Source organism: Coprococcus comes ATCC 27758 (assembly GCF_025149785.1).
In the GTDB taxonomy this organism is placed as follows: Bacteria; Bacillota; Clostridia; order Lachnospirales; family Lachnospiraceae; genus Allocoprococcus; species Allocoprococcus comes.
Map to the genome: position 1 here is coordinate 2732645 of NZ_CP102277.1, position 17072 is coordinate 2749716.

General features: G+C 41.8%; 15 protein-coding genes and 7 tRNA genes. 10 read left to right on the top strand and 12 right to left on the bottom strand.

Translation table 11 applies throughout. The features are described 5' to 3' along the window. Positions 1–175 precede the first annotated feature (175 nt). Entirely contained in the window at positions 176–676 is a 501-nt protein-coding gene (locus NQ556_RS13395) for a DNA-deoxyinosine glycosylase (RefSeq protein WP_008369823.1), read from the top strand. A gap of 147 nt (positions 677–823) precedes the next feature. Then, positions 824–897 (top strand) — tRNA-Arg (locus tag NQ556_RS13400). Positions 898–1097: 200 nt separating this feature from the next. On the opposite strand, the gene NQ556_RS13405 is transcribed toward NQ556_RS13400, so the two are convergent. The 5 genes from NQ556_RS13405 to NQ556_RS13425 form a co-directional block, all read right to left on the bottom strand. Then, a complete protein-coding gene (locus NQ556_RS13405) occupies positions 1098–1388 on the bottom strand; it encodes a DUF2325 domain-containing protein (protein WP_008369822.1) in 291 nt (96 codons plus the stop codon). A 198-nt stretch (positions 1389–1586) separates the two neighbouring features. Further along, entirely contained in the window at positions 1587–2018 is a 432-nt protein-coding gene (locus NQ556_RS13410; protein WP_008369820.1) for a flavodoxin, read from the bottom strand. A 53-nt stretch (positions 2019–2071) separates the two neighbouring features. Further along, on the bottom strand, positions 2072–2671 hold the full coding sequence (locus NQ556_RS13415) for a DUF3793 family protein (protein ID WP_022220024.1): 600 nt from the start codon (positions 2669–2671) through the stop codon (positions 2072–2074). Positions 2672–2923: 252 nt separating this feature from the next. After that, positions 2924–3955 carry a 3-deoxy-7-phosphoheptulonate synthase gene (locus NQ556_RS13420; protein ID WP_008369816.1) on the bottom strand — a complete coding sequence of 344 codons (1032 nt, stop codon included), beginning with the start codon at positions 3953–3955 and terminating at the stop codon, positions 2924–2926. Positions 3956–3981: 26 nt separating this feature from the next. Continuing rightward, a complete protein-coding gene (locus NQ556_RS13425; RefSeq protein ID WP_008369814.1) occupies positions 3982–5007 on the bottom strand; it encodes an alpha-hydroxy-acid oxidizing protein in 1026 nt (341 codons plus the stop codon). A 179-nt stretch (positions 5008–5186) separates the two neighbouring features. Here NQ556_RS13425 and NQ556_RS13430 point away from each other — a divergent pair, with 179 nt between their 5' ends. After that, positions 5187–6281 (top strand): DUF4352 domain-containing protein, encoded by a 1095-nt coding sequence (locus tag NQ556_RS13430; RefSeq protein ID WP_022220023.1) that lies wholly within the window; start codon positions 5187–5189, stop codon positions 6279–6281. 159 nt (positions 6282–6440) lie between these two features. Beyond that, positions 6441–8015, top strand: coding sequence for an IS1182 family transposase (locus NQ556_RS13435; RefSeq protein ID WP_055156304.1), 1575 nt, complete (start codon positions 6441–6443; stop codon positions 8013–8015). 144 nt (positions 8016–8159) lie between these two features. On the opposite strand, the gene NQ556_RS13440 is transcribed toward NQ556_RS13435, so the two are convergent. From NQ556_RS13440 to NQ556_RS13460, 5 genes are all read right to left on the bottom strand, one after another. Then, entirely contained in the window at positions 8160–10733 is a 2574-nt protein-coding gene (locus tag NQ556_RS13440) for a YfhO family protein (protein ID WP_008373037.1), read from the bottom strand. Then, positions 10720–11676, bottom strand: coding sequence for a glycosyltransferase family 2 protein (locus tag NQ556_RS13445; RefSeq protein ID WP_044999068.1), 957 nt, complete (start codon positions 11674–11676; stop codon positions 10720–10722). The genes NQ556_RS13440 and NQ556_RS13445 overlap by 14 nt, the downstream gene beginning before the upstream one ends. Before the next feature lie 159 nt (positions 11677–11835). Further along, positions 11836–12009 (bottom strand): DUF3006 family protein, encoded by a 174-nt coding sequence (locus tag NQ556_RS13450; protein ID WP_008373040.1) that lies wholly within the window; start codon positions 12007–12009, stop codon positions 11836–11838. Positions 12010–12036: 27 nt separating this feature from the next. Beyond that, on the bottom strand, positions 12037–13386 hold the full coding sequence (locus NQ556_RS13455) for a permease prefix domain 1-containing protein (RefSeq protein ID WP_022220111.1): 1350 nt from the start codon (positions 13384–13386) through the stop codon (positions 12037–12039). Next, the gene (locus NQ556_RS13460; protein WP_008373042.1) at positions 13373–13714 is read right to left on the bottom strand and encodes a PadR family transcriptional regulator; all 342 of its coding nucleotides are present in this window, start codon (positions 13712–13714) and stop codon (positions 13373–13375) included. The genes NQ556_RS13455 and NQ556_RS13460 overlap by 14 nt, the downstream gene beginning before the upstream one ends. A gap of 502 nt (positions 13715–14216) precedes the next feature. Here NQ556_RS13460 and NQ556_RS13465 point away from each other — a divergent pair. The 6 genes from NQ556_RS13465 (at position 14217) to NQ556_RS13490 (ending at position 14799) form a co-directional block, all read left to right on the top strand. Further along, a tRNA-Glu gene (locus tag NQ556_RS13465) sits at positions 14217–14288 on the top strand. A gap of 35 nt (positions 14289–14323) precedes the next feature. Beyond that, positions 14324–14396 (top strand) — tRNA-Thr (locus tag NQ556_RS13470). 28 nt (positions 14397–14424) lie between these two features. Further along, positions 14425–14498 (top strand) — tRNA-Ile (locus NQ556_RS13475). A gap of 20 nt (positions 14499–14518) precedes the next feature. Continuing rightward, positions 14519–14592: transfer RNA gene (locus NQ556_RS13480), tRNA-Asp, on the top strand. 22 nt (positions 14593–14614) lie between these two features. Beyond that, positions 14615–14687: transfer RNA gene (locus NQ556_RS13485), tRNA-Val, on the top strand. Positions 14688–14713: 26 nt separating this feature from the next. After that, a tRNA-Leu gene (locus NQ556_RS13490) sits at positions 14714–14799 on the top strand. An 83-nt stretch (positions 14800–14882) separates the two neighbouring features. On the opposite strand, the gene NQ556_RS13495 is transcribed toward NQ556_RS13490, so the two are convergent. Together NQ556_RS13495 and NQ556_RS13500 are read right to left on the bottom strand one after the other, a co-directional pair. Beyond that, positions 14883–16139 carry a tyrosine-type recombinase/integrase gene (locus NQ556_RS13495; protein ID WP_008373044.1) on the bottom strand — a complete coding sequence of 419 codons (1257 nt, stop codon included), beginning with the start codon at positions 16137–16139 and terminating at the stop codon, positions 14883–14885. Next, the gene (locus NQ556_RS13500) at positions 16132–16965 is read right to left on the bottom strand and encodes a rolling circle replication-associated protein (RefSeq protein ID WP_173679275.1); all 834 of its coding nucleotides are present in this window, start codon (positions 16963–16965) and stop codon (positions 16132–16134) included. The genes NQ556_RS13495 and NQ556_RS13500 overlap by 8 nt, the downstream gene beginning before the upstream one ends. Between the last annotated feature and the right edge of the window lie 107 nt (positions 16966–17072).

Genomic DNA, 17072 nt, shown 5'->3' on the forward strand with positions numbered 1-17072 from the left:
GCCTTTGGCGATGGGCGAGATGCCATTCAAGATAAAACGTGCATCCTCCGTGCCAATCAGCGTAGTGATTGACACGGAAGTGAACAGTAACCCGGACTGTACTTTTTCCCTCTTGCTTTTCACTCCCGTATCGCTTATCCTTTTATTGAATATATTTATGAAAGAAGGCATACCTATGGCTCAATCTTCACATGTACTTCACGAAATCCATCCTGTATTTAACACAGACTCCCGCATTCTGATCCTTGGGAGCTTCCCTTCTGTAAAATCACGGGAAAGTCAGTTTTTCTACGGGCATCCAAGAAACCGTTTCTGGGATCTTCTTGCCACACTTACAGGTGAACCACTTCCTGCCGGCATAGAAGAGAAAAAATCACTACTCCTTGCACACCACATTGCCGTCTGGGATGTGATCGCCTCTTGTGATATCGAAGGCTCCAGTGACAGCAGTATCCACAATGTCGTTCCCAATGACCTTTCAGAGATTCTTCAGACGGCATCCATCCGACAGATTTTCACCAACGGTGGCACTGCATACCGCTTATATAAAAAATACTGTTTTCCACAAACTCAGCAAAAAGCAATCTGTCTGCCATCCACAAGTCCGGCAAATGCAGCCTGGTCAAAGAAACGCCTGCTTACCAAATGGAATCAGATCTGTCCTTATCTCGAATAAGAACCAGCAAACCGGCTTTCATCGCCCCGTTCAAAAATGAGGTTAAGATTTTTTGAACTTTTTTCATTTTAATACTTGACATATTATTTTTTCTGATGTATACTTGATTTTGTTGTTGAGCAACACAGTTCAACACACGATATAAATGTGCGTTTAGCTCAGCTGGATAGAGCGTTTGGCTACGGACCAAAAGGTCGGGGGTTCGAATCCTCTAACGCACGCTGTAAGAGGTCTTTCGTGAGAAAGACCTCTTTTTTATATTTGCCAAGCTGGGCACATATAAAAAGTGCCCAGATAATTTTCATACCAGGACACATTCATTTCATTTCTTTTCGCTTTTCCACTCTGCATTCTATCCAAGTGCCACATCCATCGTCGTTCCAATAAAAGGGATCATGATCCCGGTAAATAAATTCATGCTTTAAACTGCTGCTCCTGCTTCCTGTGTTAAAATTTCTGTCAGAGCCGCACCACTGCTTGTATGGCTGCGAACCACCTTCGCATTGCTTCTTTTTGCCTCATCAAGCGCGGTTTTTACCATCTTGTGCGATACTGTATTTGTAAAAAGTACAAACAGGTCAGGCTGTCCAAGCTGCTTATTCAGATCGGCAGACATATGCGTAAATACTTTAGCTTTACATTTAAACTGTTTGCATATTTTTTTATACTGACAGACCATTCTGTCATGACCTCCTACAATTACAACGCTCATTCTTATCCATCTCCTTAATTCATTCTAATAACAATTGTGATTTTTTTGTATGCCGCCCCGTAGAAACGGAGCGGCTCTTTTTTGATGATTATTTAGCTTTTAATTTTTGATTTTTATTTGTTTTTGATTTGATTATAATTTTATTTGATTATTTAGCTTTTTCGGTTTTCTGTTTTATTTAAAAGGTATTCGTATTTCTTATAAGCCAGCCACCTCCCTGCCGAGTGACTCACACTCATCTATTGCATCTGCTCCCGGTGTTCCGTGGCAGATAAGTCCTTCTCCGCCGACGATCTGTGCGCCAGCCTGTTCCATTCTTTCAGCCCATGTACGCATCCATTCACCGTCGCCCCAGTCATAGGATCCAAACAGGGCAACCTTTTTTCCTGATGCAAATCCTTCCAGTTCAGATACAAACGGTTCTACCGTTCCGTCTTCCAGTTCTTCAGCTCCCATTGCAGGGCATCCAAGTACCCAGACAGCCTGATCTTTTAAATCAGCAGGCGAAATAGTTTCCATCGGTACTACATCAGCACTTTTCCCTGCTGCTGTAATTCCTGCTCCAATTGCCTGTGCCATTGCTTCTGTATTTCCTGTTCCGCTCCAGTATGCTACACAAATATCACTCATTTTTAAATTCTTCCTTTCTTTTTTCTTTCTATCATCTACCAGGTTTTATTCCTTTATGCAGGCTGTATGTCAAATGGCTGTCTCACGCTTCTTGCTGCATGCCACAGATCCTTCCCTGCCTGCATTTCCCTGATAAATTCCTCTTTTACAACGTTGTAGATAGAAAACATTTTCTTGCGTTCTTCTACGTTCTCATACACTTTCCAGTATCCCTGATAAAGGAAATCTTTTCCGTTGTGCTCAATAAACCCTTTCACATCTGCAAGTGGATATCCGAGGAAAATTCCAAGTTCATGTGGAAATTCTGCACTTCCATGCTGATATCCTTCAAATCTCAGATTCATGATCTGAAGCATCTGCGGAAACTCAAATCCCCGATAACCAAGTGTATCAAGAAATTCGCTGTATTCTTTTTTTCCAAGGATTTCAAGAATCTCTTCTTCTCTGTAGATCAGCCATACTTTTCGGACTCCGCCGTCGCAAAGCATGCTGTATGAAATTCCCATCTCTTTCAGACTTTCCGCAACTTCCTTTTCACTTACATTTTTCAAGGTCAGAATATTGGATGGCTTTACACCGGTCAATACCGGAGCACACTGCCATGCAATTTCCATCTGAGCAGATGTCTGTACATCTTTCTGCATCCAGTTCATGTTGTTTTCCTCTTGCATGAGTTTGTTTTAATTTATTTTGGTTAGCTTTTTCTAACTATTTATAGTCTACTATATTAGTGGGATTTTGTCTATAGGAATTTTTGAAAAGTTTTCTCATTAACCCGTAATTTATGTTTTTACAACATACATTCTATCTGCCCTGGAAATATATCTTACTGTAATTTTGTAATCATTTCTGCAAAAAAAAAGTGTATCAAAGTTTTTCAACCTTGATACACTGTATTTTTACAATTAACAGTCTTCCGCAATCTTATCAATCAGTCTCACTGTATCTTCCCATCCAATACACGGATCCGTAATCGATTTACCGTATACCATATTTCCGCCGATATCCTGTCTTCCTTCTACCAAGTAGCTTTCTACCATTACACCTTTGATCAGTTTTTTCAGCTTTGAATCATAATTTCTTGTGTGCAGTACCTCGCTTACAATTCTGAGCTGTTCTTTGTACTGCTTGTTAGAATTGGAATGATTGGCATCAATGATCGCTGCAGGATTCTTCAAATTCTTCTGCTCATACATATCCAGAAGTCTCTTGCAATCCTCATAATGGTAATTTGGAATCGTTGTGCCATATTTATCCACGCCGCCCCGCAGGATCACATGTGCCAGATCATTCCCACCTGTCGTCACATCTTGCCCACGATAAATGAAGCGGTGCGGTCCCTGTGCTGCAACAACAGAATTGAGCATTACCGATAAATCTCCACTTGTCGGATTCTTCATCCCAATCGGGATATCCATTCCGCTCGCAGTCAAACGGTGCTGCTGGTTCTCAACCGAACGCGCACCAATCGCTTCATAAGAAAGAATATCATCCAGATAACTTCTGTTCTCCGGATAAAGCATCTCATCTGCTGCTGTCAGATAAGTCTCCTGCATGGCTCTGATATGCATTTTACGGATTGCAATGATTCCGGCAAGCAGATCCGGTGCCTGCTCCGGATCCGGCTGATGCAGCATTCCCTTGTATCCCTCTCCGGTTGTACGTGGCTTGTTCGTGTAGATTCTTGGAATAATCATCAGCTTATCCGATACTCTGTCATTTAACTTTGCAAGCCTGTTCACGTACTCACATACCGAATCTTCATTGTCTGCCGAACATGGTCCGATGATCACCACGAATTTGTCTGATTTCCCTGTAAAAATATCTCGGATCTCCTCATCCCTCTTCGCCTTGATAGCTTTTATTTTATCCGATAACGGATATTCGTTTTTCAGGTCTGCCGGTAATGGCAGCTCTGCGTTCACTCTCATTCCCATTGTATTATCCTCCTGCAAGTATTTTTCTAGTCCTGGTAATATCTTACCATATCTCTTGTAATTTCTGAAACAGAATGTGCACCGCACATCTGCATGGCATCTTTGAGTTCTGCTCCCAGTTTATCAATGTAAAGCTTCACGCCTTCTTCTCCGCCGCCATAAACCGCTACAACGAACGGCCGGCAGATCAGCACACCGTCAGCACCAAGTGCAAGTGCCTTGAAAATGTCTGTACCGGAACGAATTCCTCCGTCAACCAGGATCTTCATAGAACCGTTCACTTCTTTTACAATTTCTTCCAGCACTTCTGCAGTTGCCGGACACTGATCCAGTACTCTTCCTCCGTGATTAGATACGATGATTGCGTCGGCACCTGCTTCTTTTGCTTTCCTTGCGCCTTTCGCTGTCATCACGCCTTTGACGATAAATGGTCTTCCAGCCATCTTCACAATCTCGGAAAGCTCCTGTACATTCTTGCTTCCTGCCGGCGGATTCATATTTTTCAGAAACGGAAGTCCTGCCGCATCAATATCCATCGCTACCGCAAATGCTCCTGACTTCTTCACCAGTTCCATCTTCTCCCGGACAGTATCCAGATTCCAAGGCTTTACTGTAGGTATCCCGCATCCAGTATTTTCACGGATTGCCTCCGTTGCAGCCTCCATTACCTTTGCATTCACTCCATCTCCGGTAAATGCGGCGATTCCGGCATCTGCACAGGCTGATACCAGTACATTATTATAAGAAACATCATCATACCTGTCACTGTAGTGCAGATTCACGGCTCCAACCGGTCCTGCAAAGAACGGCATCTTAAATTCCTTTCCAAATAAATTCACAGAAGTGTCTGCCTCTCCGCCATCACAGATCGTATCCATGTTCACGCGGATCTCCTGCCACTTTTTATAATTTCTGATCGCAGTATCACCAACACCTTTTGCGCCCGGTCCCGGTATCTGGTTTTTACATGCTCTTCCATCACAAACCGGACAGGCTTTGCAGTAAATCCCCATAGATAATTTTGCGTTTTCCATCATTTCCTGATATGTCATATCATTCCCTGCTTTCTTTTGTTTTCCTGTATCTGACAGCTTCGACTTTCTGCCACGTTACTTAGTCAGTATGATATCACTTTTCTGTCTGTTCGACAAGAATACCTCCTTGTTTTTGACAGGATTTTCCCCTATAATAAAAACAGAACACTTGAATCATAAAGGAGACTTAACTTAGAATGAAATGCCCTGTATGCGGTCACAAAGTCCGCCCCAGCAAAAAATATCCCGGCAAATATCTCTGTGATACCTGCCGTAAAAGATTTCCGGCATCCGCTGTGATTCCGGATGATACAGATACCCGAAGTGCCAGATCTTCTGCTCATAAGCATGGATCTGTTTCCGGAAAAAAGCGCCCGGCTGCCAGACAGCAGGCTTTTTTCGACGATCCCCTGAACGGACCGGAGACCTACCACAGCACAGCTGCTGCCATGCGCAGCATGCGTAAAAATGTTCCGGAAGCAGAAGAAGCAGAAGCTCAGAAGAAAGCCACTGAAAAAAAAGAGACTGAAAAAGTTTCTACAGACAAACCCTTTTCCGGAAATGAATCCTCCGTACAGGAGCATTCTCCAGTTCCAGAACCAGTTATCAGCTCCGGTCAGGCAGATGAACCTGCTGCCAAACCAACGCCAGTTTCCAAAAACGATACTGCAGGCACAAAGTCCGATGCATCTTCTGATGATGTAACTTCACCAGACCAGCTAACAAACCCCAAAAAGAAACACAAAAAAAGTCTGCCGTTTATCATCTTGATTCTCATCCTGATCATTATTGCGGTTATATCCCTTTTTTCCAAAATGCACACTTCTTCTGACAATTCTTCCGGCACTTCAACACCGAAGAAGACAGCTGATGCCACCAAAGAGATCTATAAGCAAAATGAGACCGCCGCATACAATGGCATTGAGATTACGATGGACAGCTACGTAGAATCCGAAGGAGATGACTGGTCTGTCCCGACAGAAGGCAATGAATTTATGTTTGTCCATATGACAATTGTCAATCAGACATCTGATGATCTGGTCATCAGCAGTATGGCAAGCTTTGAAAATTATTGTGACGATACCAAACTTGACTACAGTGCAGCTGCATTTACTGCTCTTGCAACCACAAGCGACCAGCCAAAGCTCGATGGAACGATCGCTCCCGGCGAAACCCTGGAAGGATATCTTTCTCTGGAAGTCCCACTGAACTGGTCTACCATCGAAATCCGATATACCGATAAGATCTGGTCTGATGATGCCGTTCATTTTCAGATCAAGCGCCAGAAGTAAACTACTACCTGCAGATACATGGATGGCAAAAGCAAGCTTCTTCGGAATTCTCTGTCAAATAAAAAAGGGGCTGTGAAAAAAGCATAGTCCCGAAAAAAAGAAGGACCAAGGGTTTATTATAAACCCTAAGGTCCTTCTTTCTGTTATAATTAGCTTGCAATGAAAATTAATAACATAATCTATTCTAACCCAAAACAGGCAGTTTTGCCACTGCTAATTCAAGATTATCTGGACATCTGTGATCCAGTGCTGACTTTTGACAAATTTATGGGAGAAATTGAACTGGAGAAGTATCTGAAAAATATTCCACAACATTATACAGGAAGACTCAGATATGACCCGGTCAGCATGCTGAAGACAGTTTTGTTCGGATTTATGGCGAATGGCTATATATCATTACGTGAGTTGGAGGACCAGTGTAAAGTCAATCTCCGCTTCATGTATCTCATGGATCATCAAACACCTTCTTATCGTACCTTCGGCTACTTCATTAACGAGGTACTTGCTGATTCCATTAAAGAAATATTTCAAGACATAAATAAAAAAATCTTCGAGACAGAACATGTGGATCTCCAACATCTATACATCGATGGCTCCAAGTTTGAAGCAAATACAAATAAATATTCCTGGGTGTGGAAAAAAGCCACAGAAAAATCCAGATACCGTCTCTTTGATAAGATTACTACACTCTTTGAGGAAATCAATGAAGAACTGTCATGTACAGGGATAAAGCTTTGTATCAATAGTGAGTATGCACCTGAGTATCTGAAGAAAGCGACTGAACAGTATGCAGAAGCCTGGCAGATTGATGAAACGATGTTTGTTCATGGGAGGGGACATCGCAAAACCACGCAGCAACGTCATTATGAGAAACTTAGGGAGTATGCTGTAAAACTAGAAGAATACGTGGAAAAAATCAAAATCTGTGGGAAGGAACGCAACAGCTACTCAAAGACAGATCATTCAGCCACTTTTATGCGGATCAAGACGGACTATATGGGAAATGACCAGCTGCTTCCAGCTTACAATGTGCAGGTTGGTGTTGCGGATGAATACATTGCTGTTGTTGATGTAAATCAGTATCGCTCAGACATGGATTGTTTTATTCCGTTGATGAACGAGTTTTATACTACATATGGCTTTTATCCGAAGTATCCAGTGGCAGATGCCGGATATGGTTCTTACAACAATTACATCTTTTGTGAACAGCATGGAATGGAAAAGTATATGAAATTCACCATGTTCAAGAAAGAGACTACTGACAGGAAGTATCGTGAAGATCCATTCCGAGCGGTAAATTTTCCAATTGGTGAAGACGGAATCATGCGTTGTCCAAACGGGAAAAACTTTTATCTTCGGTATCGAAAAAACGTAAAGGGAAACAAGTATGGACGTCAGGAAGAATACTACCAGTGTGAAGACTGTTCCGGATGTCCATACGCAGAACAATGTAAAAAGACAGATAAAAACCGTATCGTTCGGATCAACCGTGAACTTACAGCGATGCATCAGGAAGTAATTGAAAATCTTGAAAGTATCCAGGGAGCACTTCTAAGAATGAATAGATCTATTCAGGCAGAAGGTACATTTGGCATCATCAAAAACGACCGTTGGTACAAAAGAATTGTCCGAAGAGGAATAAAATCTGTTCTGCTGGAAGTATTTCTTGTTTCTATTGGACACAATCTTTATAAATATCACAACAAACAGAAAAAAGTTGCAACTGCCGCATAGGATTCCATAATAGCTTTCTTATGGGGAAAGGGGAGTTATACACTTTTTTATGAACTATAACTACTGTTGTATTCATAAGCAAAGGACGCATGAAAAAACTTTCGTTTTTTCACACGCCCTTTTTTATTTCAGAATCTTAAAGATTCACTCCGCGCATTTTTTCTTTCTTACTGCCCCTGCGATCACAATCAGAACGCCAAGACCTGTCAGTATCTTTCCGGCTGTCACTCCAGGCGCATGATACAAAATTCTGATTTTATGTTTTCCTGCTTCCAGATGAAATCCCAGAAACGCTTTATTCACTTTTTCACATTTCACCTTTACGCCATCTATCGTCATTTCAAACCCTTTATCAAACGGAATGGACGTAATGAACATTCCATCCTTCTGACTTTTGATTCTCCCCTGGATCAGATTCCCTTTCGTCTGCTCTTTATCCACCCTGAATACACTCTGATAAAGGCCGGTATCTTCATTTAATACGCCGTTATATGCACTCATATCTTTAATCGTATACTCTCCTTTTCCAAGAGATAAACGGACCGTTTTCTGCCCCTTTTCCAGTCCTACTGCATAGGTAAATACGGTATTTCTGTTATAATACACATGCTGGATTGACGAAAGTTTATTGCGCTCTCCTTCCAGGGATATTTCGATATCCTCTTTCGGTTTTTTATTTTCGATTCGAAACTGTACAAACAGAACTCCATCTTTCTCTTCCTGTTCCGGGACAGCCACTTCGAACTCCTGTTTCTTTTTCATTTTCACCTGATATCCGTTTTCAGTCGAGACAACCAGTGAAATCCCGTTATTCTTTTCCGGAATCCGAAAATCACATTTCTCTATGTCTTCTGCCAGTTTTTCTTTCACCTGTCCTGCCGATACAGTTCCGTCCTTTGTCACAGCATATCTGGTAAATACCAGCTGATTATATGGGAAATCCAGTCTGTCATATTCCGCTTCCGACATCGTCTGATCCGTCTCATAGGCAATCGGTGCTGCATTTTCATTACAGTACACATCCCCTCCCCCGGTCATCCACTTTTTCTCATATCCCGGTATATTCTGACTGGAGATCAGATATTTCACTCCCATCAGCTGTCTGAATACCGGATTCTGCGAAACCGACTGCATCAGAAAATTTCGGTACGGCTGCTCTACCTGAAAATCATTTTTACGGAAATTTTGGTAATCCGCATTATAGGAAGAAGAATACAGGGATGTAATATATTGCTCACTGTTCCACACACGATTCAGATTTTCCGCATTTTTCTCTTCATTTCCAACCTGCTCGACCCGGTAGAATCCACCATCTGATGCAATTGCCTTGTCCACAGCTTTCCCGATGGACCGGCTGGTATCTTCCTCATATGCTTTCCTGCTCTCCAGATTTCCACTCTTTTCCCAGGAATAGCTTCCGGTAATAATAAGGCTCAGGATCACCGGTCCCAGAACGGCTACTGTCAGATACTTCCGAATCCATGCACTATACGCCTGTGCCACGCAGATCAGCAGTGTTATGACCGCATCCAGTAAAAGTAGTTTCCAAAGGACTTCGCTTTTCATATCATCCTTCTTCAGATAAATATATATAACAACCGCCAGACATGGCAGAAGCATCCAGATTCTCCCTATTTTCTGATTTTTCAGCTTCTCCAGATATTTTGCCGTAAGATAGCACATAAGCGGCAAAAATGGGATCAGCGACTTCGGTCTGACATAAAGTGCACCATTTAACAGATACGAAAAAAACGGAACTGTCAGCACCACCAGACAGCCAAACGACAGTATCTTCTCATAAGCCTTTTTATAAAAAAGTCCGGTCAGCAAAATAATCAGCATCAGACAGCTAAGTCCCGGTCCATATGCCCCATACAGAAATTTTTCCAAATTGATCTGCGGTGTCAGAAGCTGCCAGAGATCTGTTTTTTCTCCCCTGCTTCCGCTTCTCCCGAGAAGAGCCATCGCAGTCGGCACAAGGAGAACTCCTGCAAGCATGATTGCCGTCAGGATCCTTCCTGCAAACCGCAGTCCGTCACCTAAAAATCCTTTTACCGTAATCATCTCTTCTGCCCGCTCTTTCGTCCTTGCATACCGGTAAATTCCATATAGACCAAGCGCCAGTATTCCACCGATGCTGAAATAAAAGCTTGTCATGATCATCAGGAAGGTTCCGCCGATCAGCAAACCGGATTTTTTCTGTTCAAAATACCGGTCAATTCCCAAAAATGTCAGACAAAGAAATGGCATATAATTTACAAACATGATCTGATGTGACGACTGATAGATCATAGGCCCTGCGAAAAGGAACATCAGCGCTGTCATCCCACTTACCACAGCTGTAAATTCCCGACTTTTCAGCCACCGGTACAAAATTATAACCGCTGCTGCCAGACAGACAATACTTGCCACCATCATATAATCCGACATCTTTACATTCGGCAGAAGATAACCGATCAGAACGACCGGACTAAACAATCCATAATAAGAAAAATTATAAATATTCTGGCCGCCGCCAATATTTAATGCAAACTCAGGAAAAAACTGCCCTGTACGATAAAACTGCTGCCGGAAATATTCCGGGAACACACTGTGCTGACTGCTCCAGTCCACCTTTGCCCCAAAAATATTTCCTACGCCTGTAGAATACAGACAGGCGGTAACCGTAAGCAGGACCAGTGCCATTTCCCATAGCAGATCTTTTCTACGCTCTTTCATGCTTCTGCTCCTTATCATCGCTGGAATCCTTTAAAATAAAAATCGGACGTTTCTTCGTCTCAAGATAAGTCTTTGACAGATACTCCCCTACAATTCCGGTACAAAGAAGCTGTACTCCACTGACCATGAAAATAATACAGGCAAGTGACGGCCAGCCAGATACCGGATCTCCCCAGACCAGCGTCCTTACTATGATCACTGCAATCATAATAAAGGAAAGCAGGCAGAACAGTACACCCACTACCGAAGCCAGTGAGAGCGGTGCCACTGAAAATCCGGTAATTCCCTCCACAGAATACTTAAACAGCTTCCACATGGACCACTTGGTTTTTCCGGCAGAACGTTCAATATTATCGTACTGCAGCCATTTTGTACGGAATCCAACCCAGCCGAAGATTCCCTTTGAGAAACGGTTATACTCGCTCATTTCCAGAACTGCCTGCACCATCTTTCGCTTCATCAGCCGGTAATCTCTTGCTCCATCTACAATCTCTGTCTTTGAAATAGCATTTACAAATTTGTAAAAGCTTTCTGACAGGAAAGAACGGATACGTGGCTCTCCGGTTCTTGTGGCCCTTTTTGTCGCTACATTATCGTATCCATCCTCCTGCAGGATCTCATACATCTCAGGTAATAGCGCCGGTGGATCCTGAAGATCTACATCCATAAGTGCAACATAATCGCCTTCCGATGCTTTCAGTCCTGCATAGATCGCAGCTTCCTTTCCAAAGTTTCTGGAAAATGAAAGATATCTGCATCTGCTGTCCTTTTCATTCAGGTCTTTCATGATACCAAGCGTCGCATCTGATGAACCATCATCTACAAAAATCAGTTCAAATACAACATCCTTCATCTCGTCCATTACACGGCACATTTCTTTATAATAAACAGGCAATGCCTCTTCTTCGTTATAACATGGTACGACTACCGAAATCTTATCCATATTCTTCACCTCGGGAATAGAGTTTACACTCCCTTTATTAAGTATGCACATTCATTTTCCTTAATATTTCCTGAAAAATTTCTAAACAGAAAATTACATTTAAAAAAAGAATGTGCTCCGGCACTTTCCAGTCCCAGGGCACACCCATTTTCCATACCTTTATTCAACAATTGTATACTGAAGTAATTCATAATGAAGACAGCTTCCTTCCCGGATCTCTTCCGGAAGAAGCGCTCTTGCTACCATCTTTGCCTCTTCCTCCGGCAGATCGGTCCGCTTCAGCATCGCATAGTCTCCGTCGATTCTCTCTACAATATAATCACAAACCAGCATTTTGTTCCTCCTCTTTTTTCTTCTATCTTAGCTCGCCGCCGCTCTTTTTTCAACTACAAGCTCAGGAGTTACATTCTGATGCCGGTAAATACTCAGCAAAATTCCCATCAATACTGCTGAAACCATCTGACCGCTTCGTCCATATCCGAAGAACAGACACCAGGCACACTGACCGATCCCGGATATCCCAATGTTCGCCAGCAGTGATAACAGAAACTGGATTGTCAGAACCATCACGCATCCAAATCCCATCATCATGCCAAGCTGGTTCTTCTGCTTCAGCGTACTTCTTAAAAACCAGCATAACAGACCGGCAATCACTGCAATACAAAGTACCATCACAAGGATTCCAAAGTACCCTGCAATTCCAAGCATCATATAGTCAGCAGAACTGATGCGGTCTCCAGCCCAAAAGCGATCGACTCCGGAAGCACGTCCAACTGCCATACATCTCGACAGCAGTTCCCGTACTGCCCCAAGCGTCGTGCCTTTCATCCTTCCTGCCTCTTTATCCAGCACAAACATCGCCCGGATACGCATTTTCTGATATTCCGCACCAAAGAAGAAAAAGTATGCTAATATCCCCGCCGGAATTCCGACTGTCAGTATCCCGAGCCCGGCCATCACTTTTCTGACCGCAACCTGATACCATCCCTTTTCCAACGCCAGCATCAGCATAAAAATGCAGGAAAGTCCCACCGTTCCTGCCATCACAGAATCCGGACAGGTAATCAGGAATCCTACTATCGGCAGCATCCAGACTACAGCTTTCAGCACGGCACCGTAGCCTTCTCCCCGGTACCGGTACAGCACTGCTCCATATAATGGAAGAAACAACCAGCTCATCAGTGAAAGACTTACGCTGAAGCCACCGACTCCAATCCACCTTGCCGCACCATTGATCTGAAGAACAAAAAAATGTCTCATCAGAACCATAAACAGAAGATAACCACCGGCAAAAAGCCTTGCATGCTTTCCAATCCAGCTGTAATCCATATAACATACCAGAATCATAACCGGAAATGCCATCGCTATCCGGAATATCTGCCGGATCCCTGCAACATATCCATAGCTTTCACTTTGTTTCAAAAAGAATGCTGCAAAAATTCCACTCAGGATCTCCATCAGAGCGATCACCAGAATTGCTTTCCACGGCATCTTCGGTCTGTGGATCTGATCCATCTCCACACCAACTTCAACCGGGTCGCCCATCTCCTCCACAGCTGCCTTCTCAGCTTCTTCTTCCGTCATCCCTTCTGCCATAAAAGCCTGCTTTTGATCTTCAATATGATCTTCTACTTCCCTTGCAATAACCGGACACATTTTCCTGCAGCGGATCTGACCGGTCATCAATTCCAGATAATCACGCCGTTCCAAAACACACACCTCCGATCACCTGTAAAATAGCCTCCGAATACTCCTTCCATTCTTTCTTTTTTGCCTGATACTGCTTTTTCCCATCTCTGGTAATCCGGTAATACTTTCTCATCTTTCCACCGGCTTCCTGCTCATACACGGTAAGCCATCCCTTTTCTTCCATAGAATGCAGTAACGGATATAAGGTTCCCGCTTTTAGTTCAAATACATTGTTTGACTTTCCTTTCAGAGTATCGATCATCTCATAGCCATACATATCCTTCTCTTCCAGGAGGCTTAAGATCAAAAGAGTCGTACTCCCTGATATCAGACTTTTATCAACTGCCATTTCTTTCTCCTTTCTTATATCGGTTATCTATATACTTTGTATCTCCATACTATATCGGCAGTCTATATATGTCAACTGTTTTGCTGAAATTTATCTCTTCTTCAGAAGTTTTTAAGATATTTCAGGATTTCTTTATCCGCCCGTCACATTCTTTCCATAATTTCCCGTTATACTAAATGCATAAAGTTAAGGGACACCGGTAATCCTATATGATATAAACTCTGTAAGATTATCAGGATGTCCGCCTAAAAAATCAGGCATATGTCTTTGACCTATACCTTTTATATATATCTTCTCTCTACTCTGCCGATACAGTTTTGTATCGGCTCTTTTTTTCATCTTATGGATTTTCAGCTTTCCGGCACAGATATTCCTCGTTTTTCCTTAAGCTAAAAAAACTAAAAATTTTAAATTTTTTTCAAAAAAACACTTGTCAAAATCATATAGTTATGCTATTATAATTTTCGGTCACTGTTATAAAACAGTTCACCAAAATAGTTTTGGCTCCGTGGTCAAGCGGTTAAGACATCGCCCTTTCACGGCGGTAACACGGGTTCGATTCCCGTCGGAGTCACTTGGTTTAAGCCAATTGTATATACACAGCAATATGCCGATGTGGCTCAATTGGCAGAGCAGCTGATTTGTAATCAGCAGGTTATCGGTTCGAGTCCGATCATCGGCTTTTGTCCTTAGTGGGACGTATTTAATTTGGACCTTTAGCTCAGCTGGTTAGAGCAATCGGCTCATAACCGATCGGTCCCGGGTTCGAGTCCCTGAAGGTCCACTTTTTTAACAATTTCATATGGCCCGATGGCTCAGTTGGTTAGAGCGCCGCCCTGTCACGGCGGAGGTCGTGGGTTCGAGTCCCATTCGGGTCGCTTAACTGATTATTCAGTTTTCGGGATCATAGCTCAGCTGGGAGAGCATCTGCCTTACAAGCAGAGGGTCATAGGTTCGAGCCCTATTGGTCCCATTTTCATTATAATTTCATAATGATATGCCGCAGTGGCGGAACTGGCAGACGCCCGGGACTTAAAATCCCGTGGGTAGTGATACCCGTACCGGTTCGATTCCGGTCTGCGGCATTAGTTAAAAATGGGAGAAACGTTGAATTTACAGCGTTTCTCTTATTTTTTTGTTTTAAAATGTTTGAACACCTTTGAACACTTTATGATGAAATACCAAGATTCTGAAAAGCAAGCCTGTCATTCTTCCTCTTATTGACATTCCGCAAGTAATGCAATGTTGTAGCTGTCTCACTATGTCCCATTAAATAACTAAGGGTTGTAAGATTATTTCCGTCAAAAGCTGTTGAAGCATTGTAAAAGCGGATTTTATGACTGGAATGATAAGGAACACCGGCTTCTTTGCAATATTTCTTCAAACGGCGATTAAAGCTGTCTGTTGTCATAATCTCGCCGTTGGGTTCAAAGACATATATTCCATTTGGATTTAATTCCTTTGCTTTGTGAAGAATTTTAAGTGCTTCGTCTGTAAGGAACTGTTTACGGAATCCATGAGAAGTATTTCCTTTCATTTGATTTACTACTTTTACTTTTCGGCTTGAGAATGTTAAATCATCATTCAATGTACGTTCACAGGTCGCCTGTCTGTGAAGATATACAAGCCTGTTATTGTAGTCAATATCTTCCCAACGGATAGCTTTTGTTTCTCCAACACGGATAAACAGATAGAAAGATAACTGTATTGCAAGAGAATATGGCTCTATGATACACCGAAGATAATTTAATAACTTATGCGTATCATCACGGGAAAATACATTGTCACTTTGTACTTCTACTGGCTTATAGGTAAACTGTTTGAAATTCACATCAGAGACAGGATTATGTGATATAATTTCTTCTTCGATCGCATAACTCATTATTCCATTCAAAACAGAACGGGCATTACTGACTCGCTTGTGCGTGAACTGTCGGTCTTTTGTAGCTTCTCTGAAAAAGCGGATAAGCGTGATTGGTTTGATTTCGCCTATCTTCATTTTAACAAGTTCTGTATCTTTGAAAAATCTATTCCATTCAGATACATATTCTTGAATTGTTTTTGCTTTTACGGAAGTATAATCTCTTTTATACAAAAGCCATTCAGCATATAATTCTTCTAGTGTGACATTCTGACGGTTTTCAGCTTTCTGCTTTTCGATATAAAATCTGATGATTTCTTTTTCAAGGTTCTCTTTACTCTTCCTCTTAACAGGACGGCGTTTGTTAGGTTTGGTTTCATCGGGTAAATAAGTACGCCAGCTTTTTTCTGATTCCGAGTAATAAATTTCATATTTGTGATTCTCCAAGATTTTTTTATTTGCCATAATTTTAAAATCTTTGAAGACTTCATCTGTGGTCATGTTAGCACAGGTGGCTAACGTATTCAATAATGTTATATCTGAAAACGTAACGGGATTATCCATAAGATTCCCCCTTTACGCAAGGATTTTCTTTTTTAATTTTGATGTAGATAACACTGCTGTCCTTTAAGCATGAACCAGTAGATAAGAAAGCGTTGGTATCGTAAATTTGCCTTGTGTATTCTTTCTGAAAGACGATATTTTCTTTTTGTAAGTCATGTAAAATGTCTTCGGTCAGCATGACTTTTGTTTCGTGTGGAACTTTCAGATTTTGAGATTTAAAAAAGGCTTTTTTCTTATGTTCTTTCAAATCAAGGTCTTTTCCAAAATACTTGCTAAGATAACGACCTCTGTTTTCTTTGCTGTCTACATCAATGCGATTGATTTTAATAAATCCATGTGACCATAAATTCTGTAATTTTTCTTTTGCTATATACGGAAAATCAAAGAAAATAACATGATAATGGATTGCTCCACGCTTCTGTTTCTCCCACGTTGCAAGGTATTTTAATAACTGGGTTTTGGTATGGTACAAATAATAATTTAATCGCTGGATAAAATACTTAAATTCTCGGTTAGTTATCAGGATTTCCTGAATGTTTTCTTTAAATGTCAGCGTTACAAATTTTGTTCTGTTATCAAAGTTGCAGTCAACAATACGGGCAATATCCCAACGAGCCTGTTCGTAATGCTTCTGCTTGCGTTTTAAACTGTCATATTGCTTATGAGCTGACATTTCATCAAATTTTTTTCGGTTACTTGTGTCTGTTAAATCTGCCTTTTCTTTCGAGTGAATAAAAATAGGGCTTTCGTAAATATATACTTCTTTTGTAGTAGGAGTTTCAATGATTTTCGTATTGTATGCAAAACACTCTTTTGTTTTGCTCACGAATCTCACCTCATATCCCAATTTTTGTAATGAATGTTCCGATTATTTTCGGAAGATGTTGTTTTATATATCAAGTATAGAGGTCAGCCAGTTCAGCACCTATGACG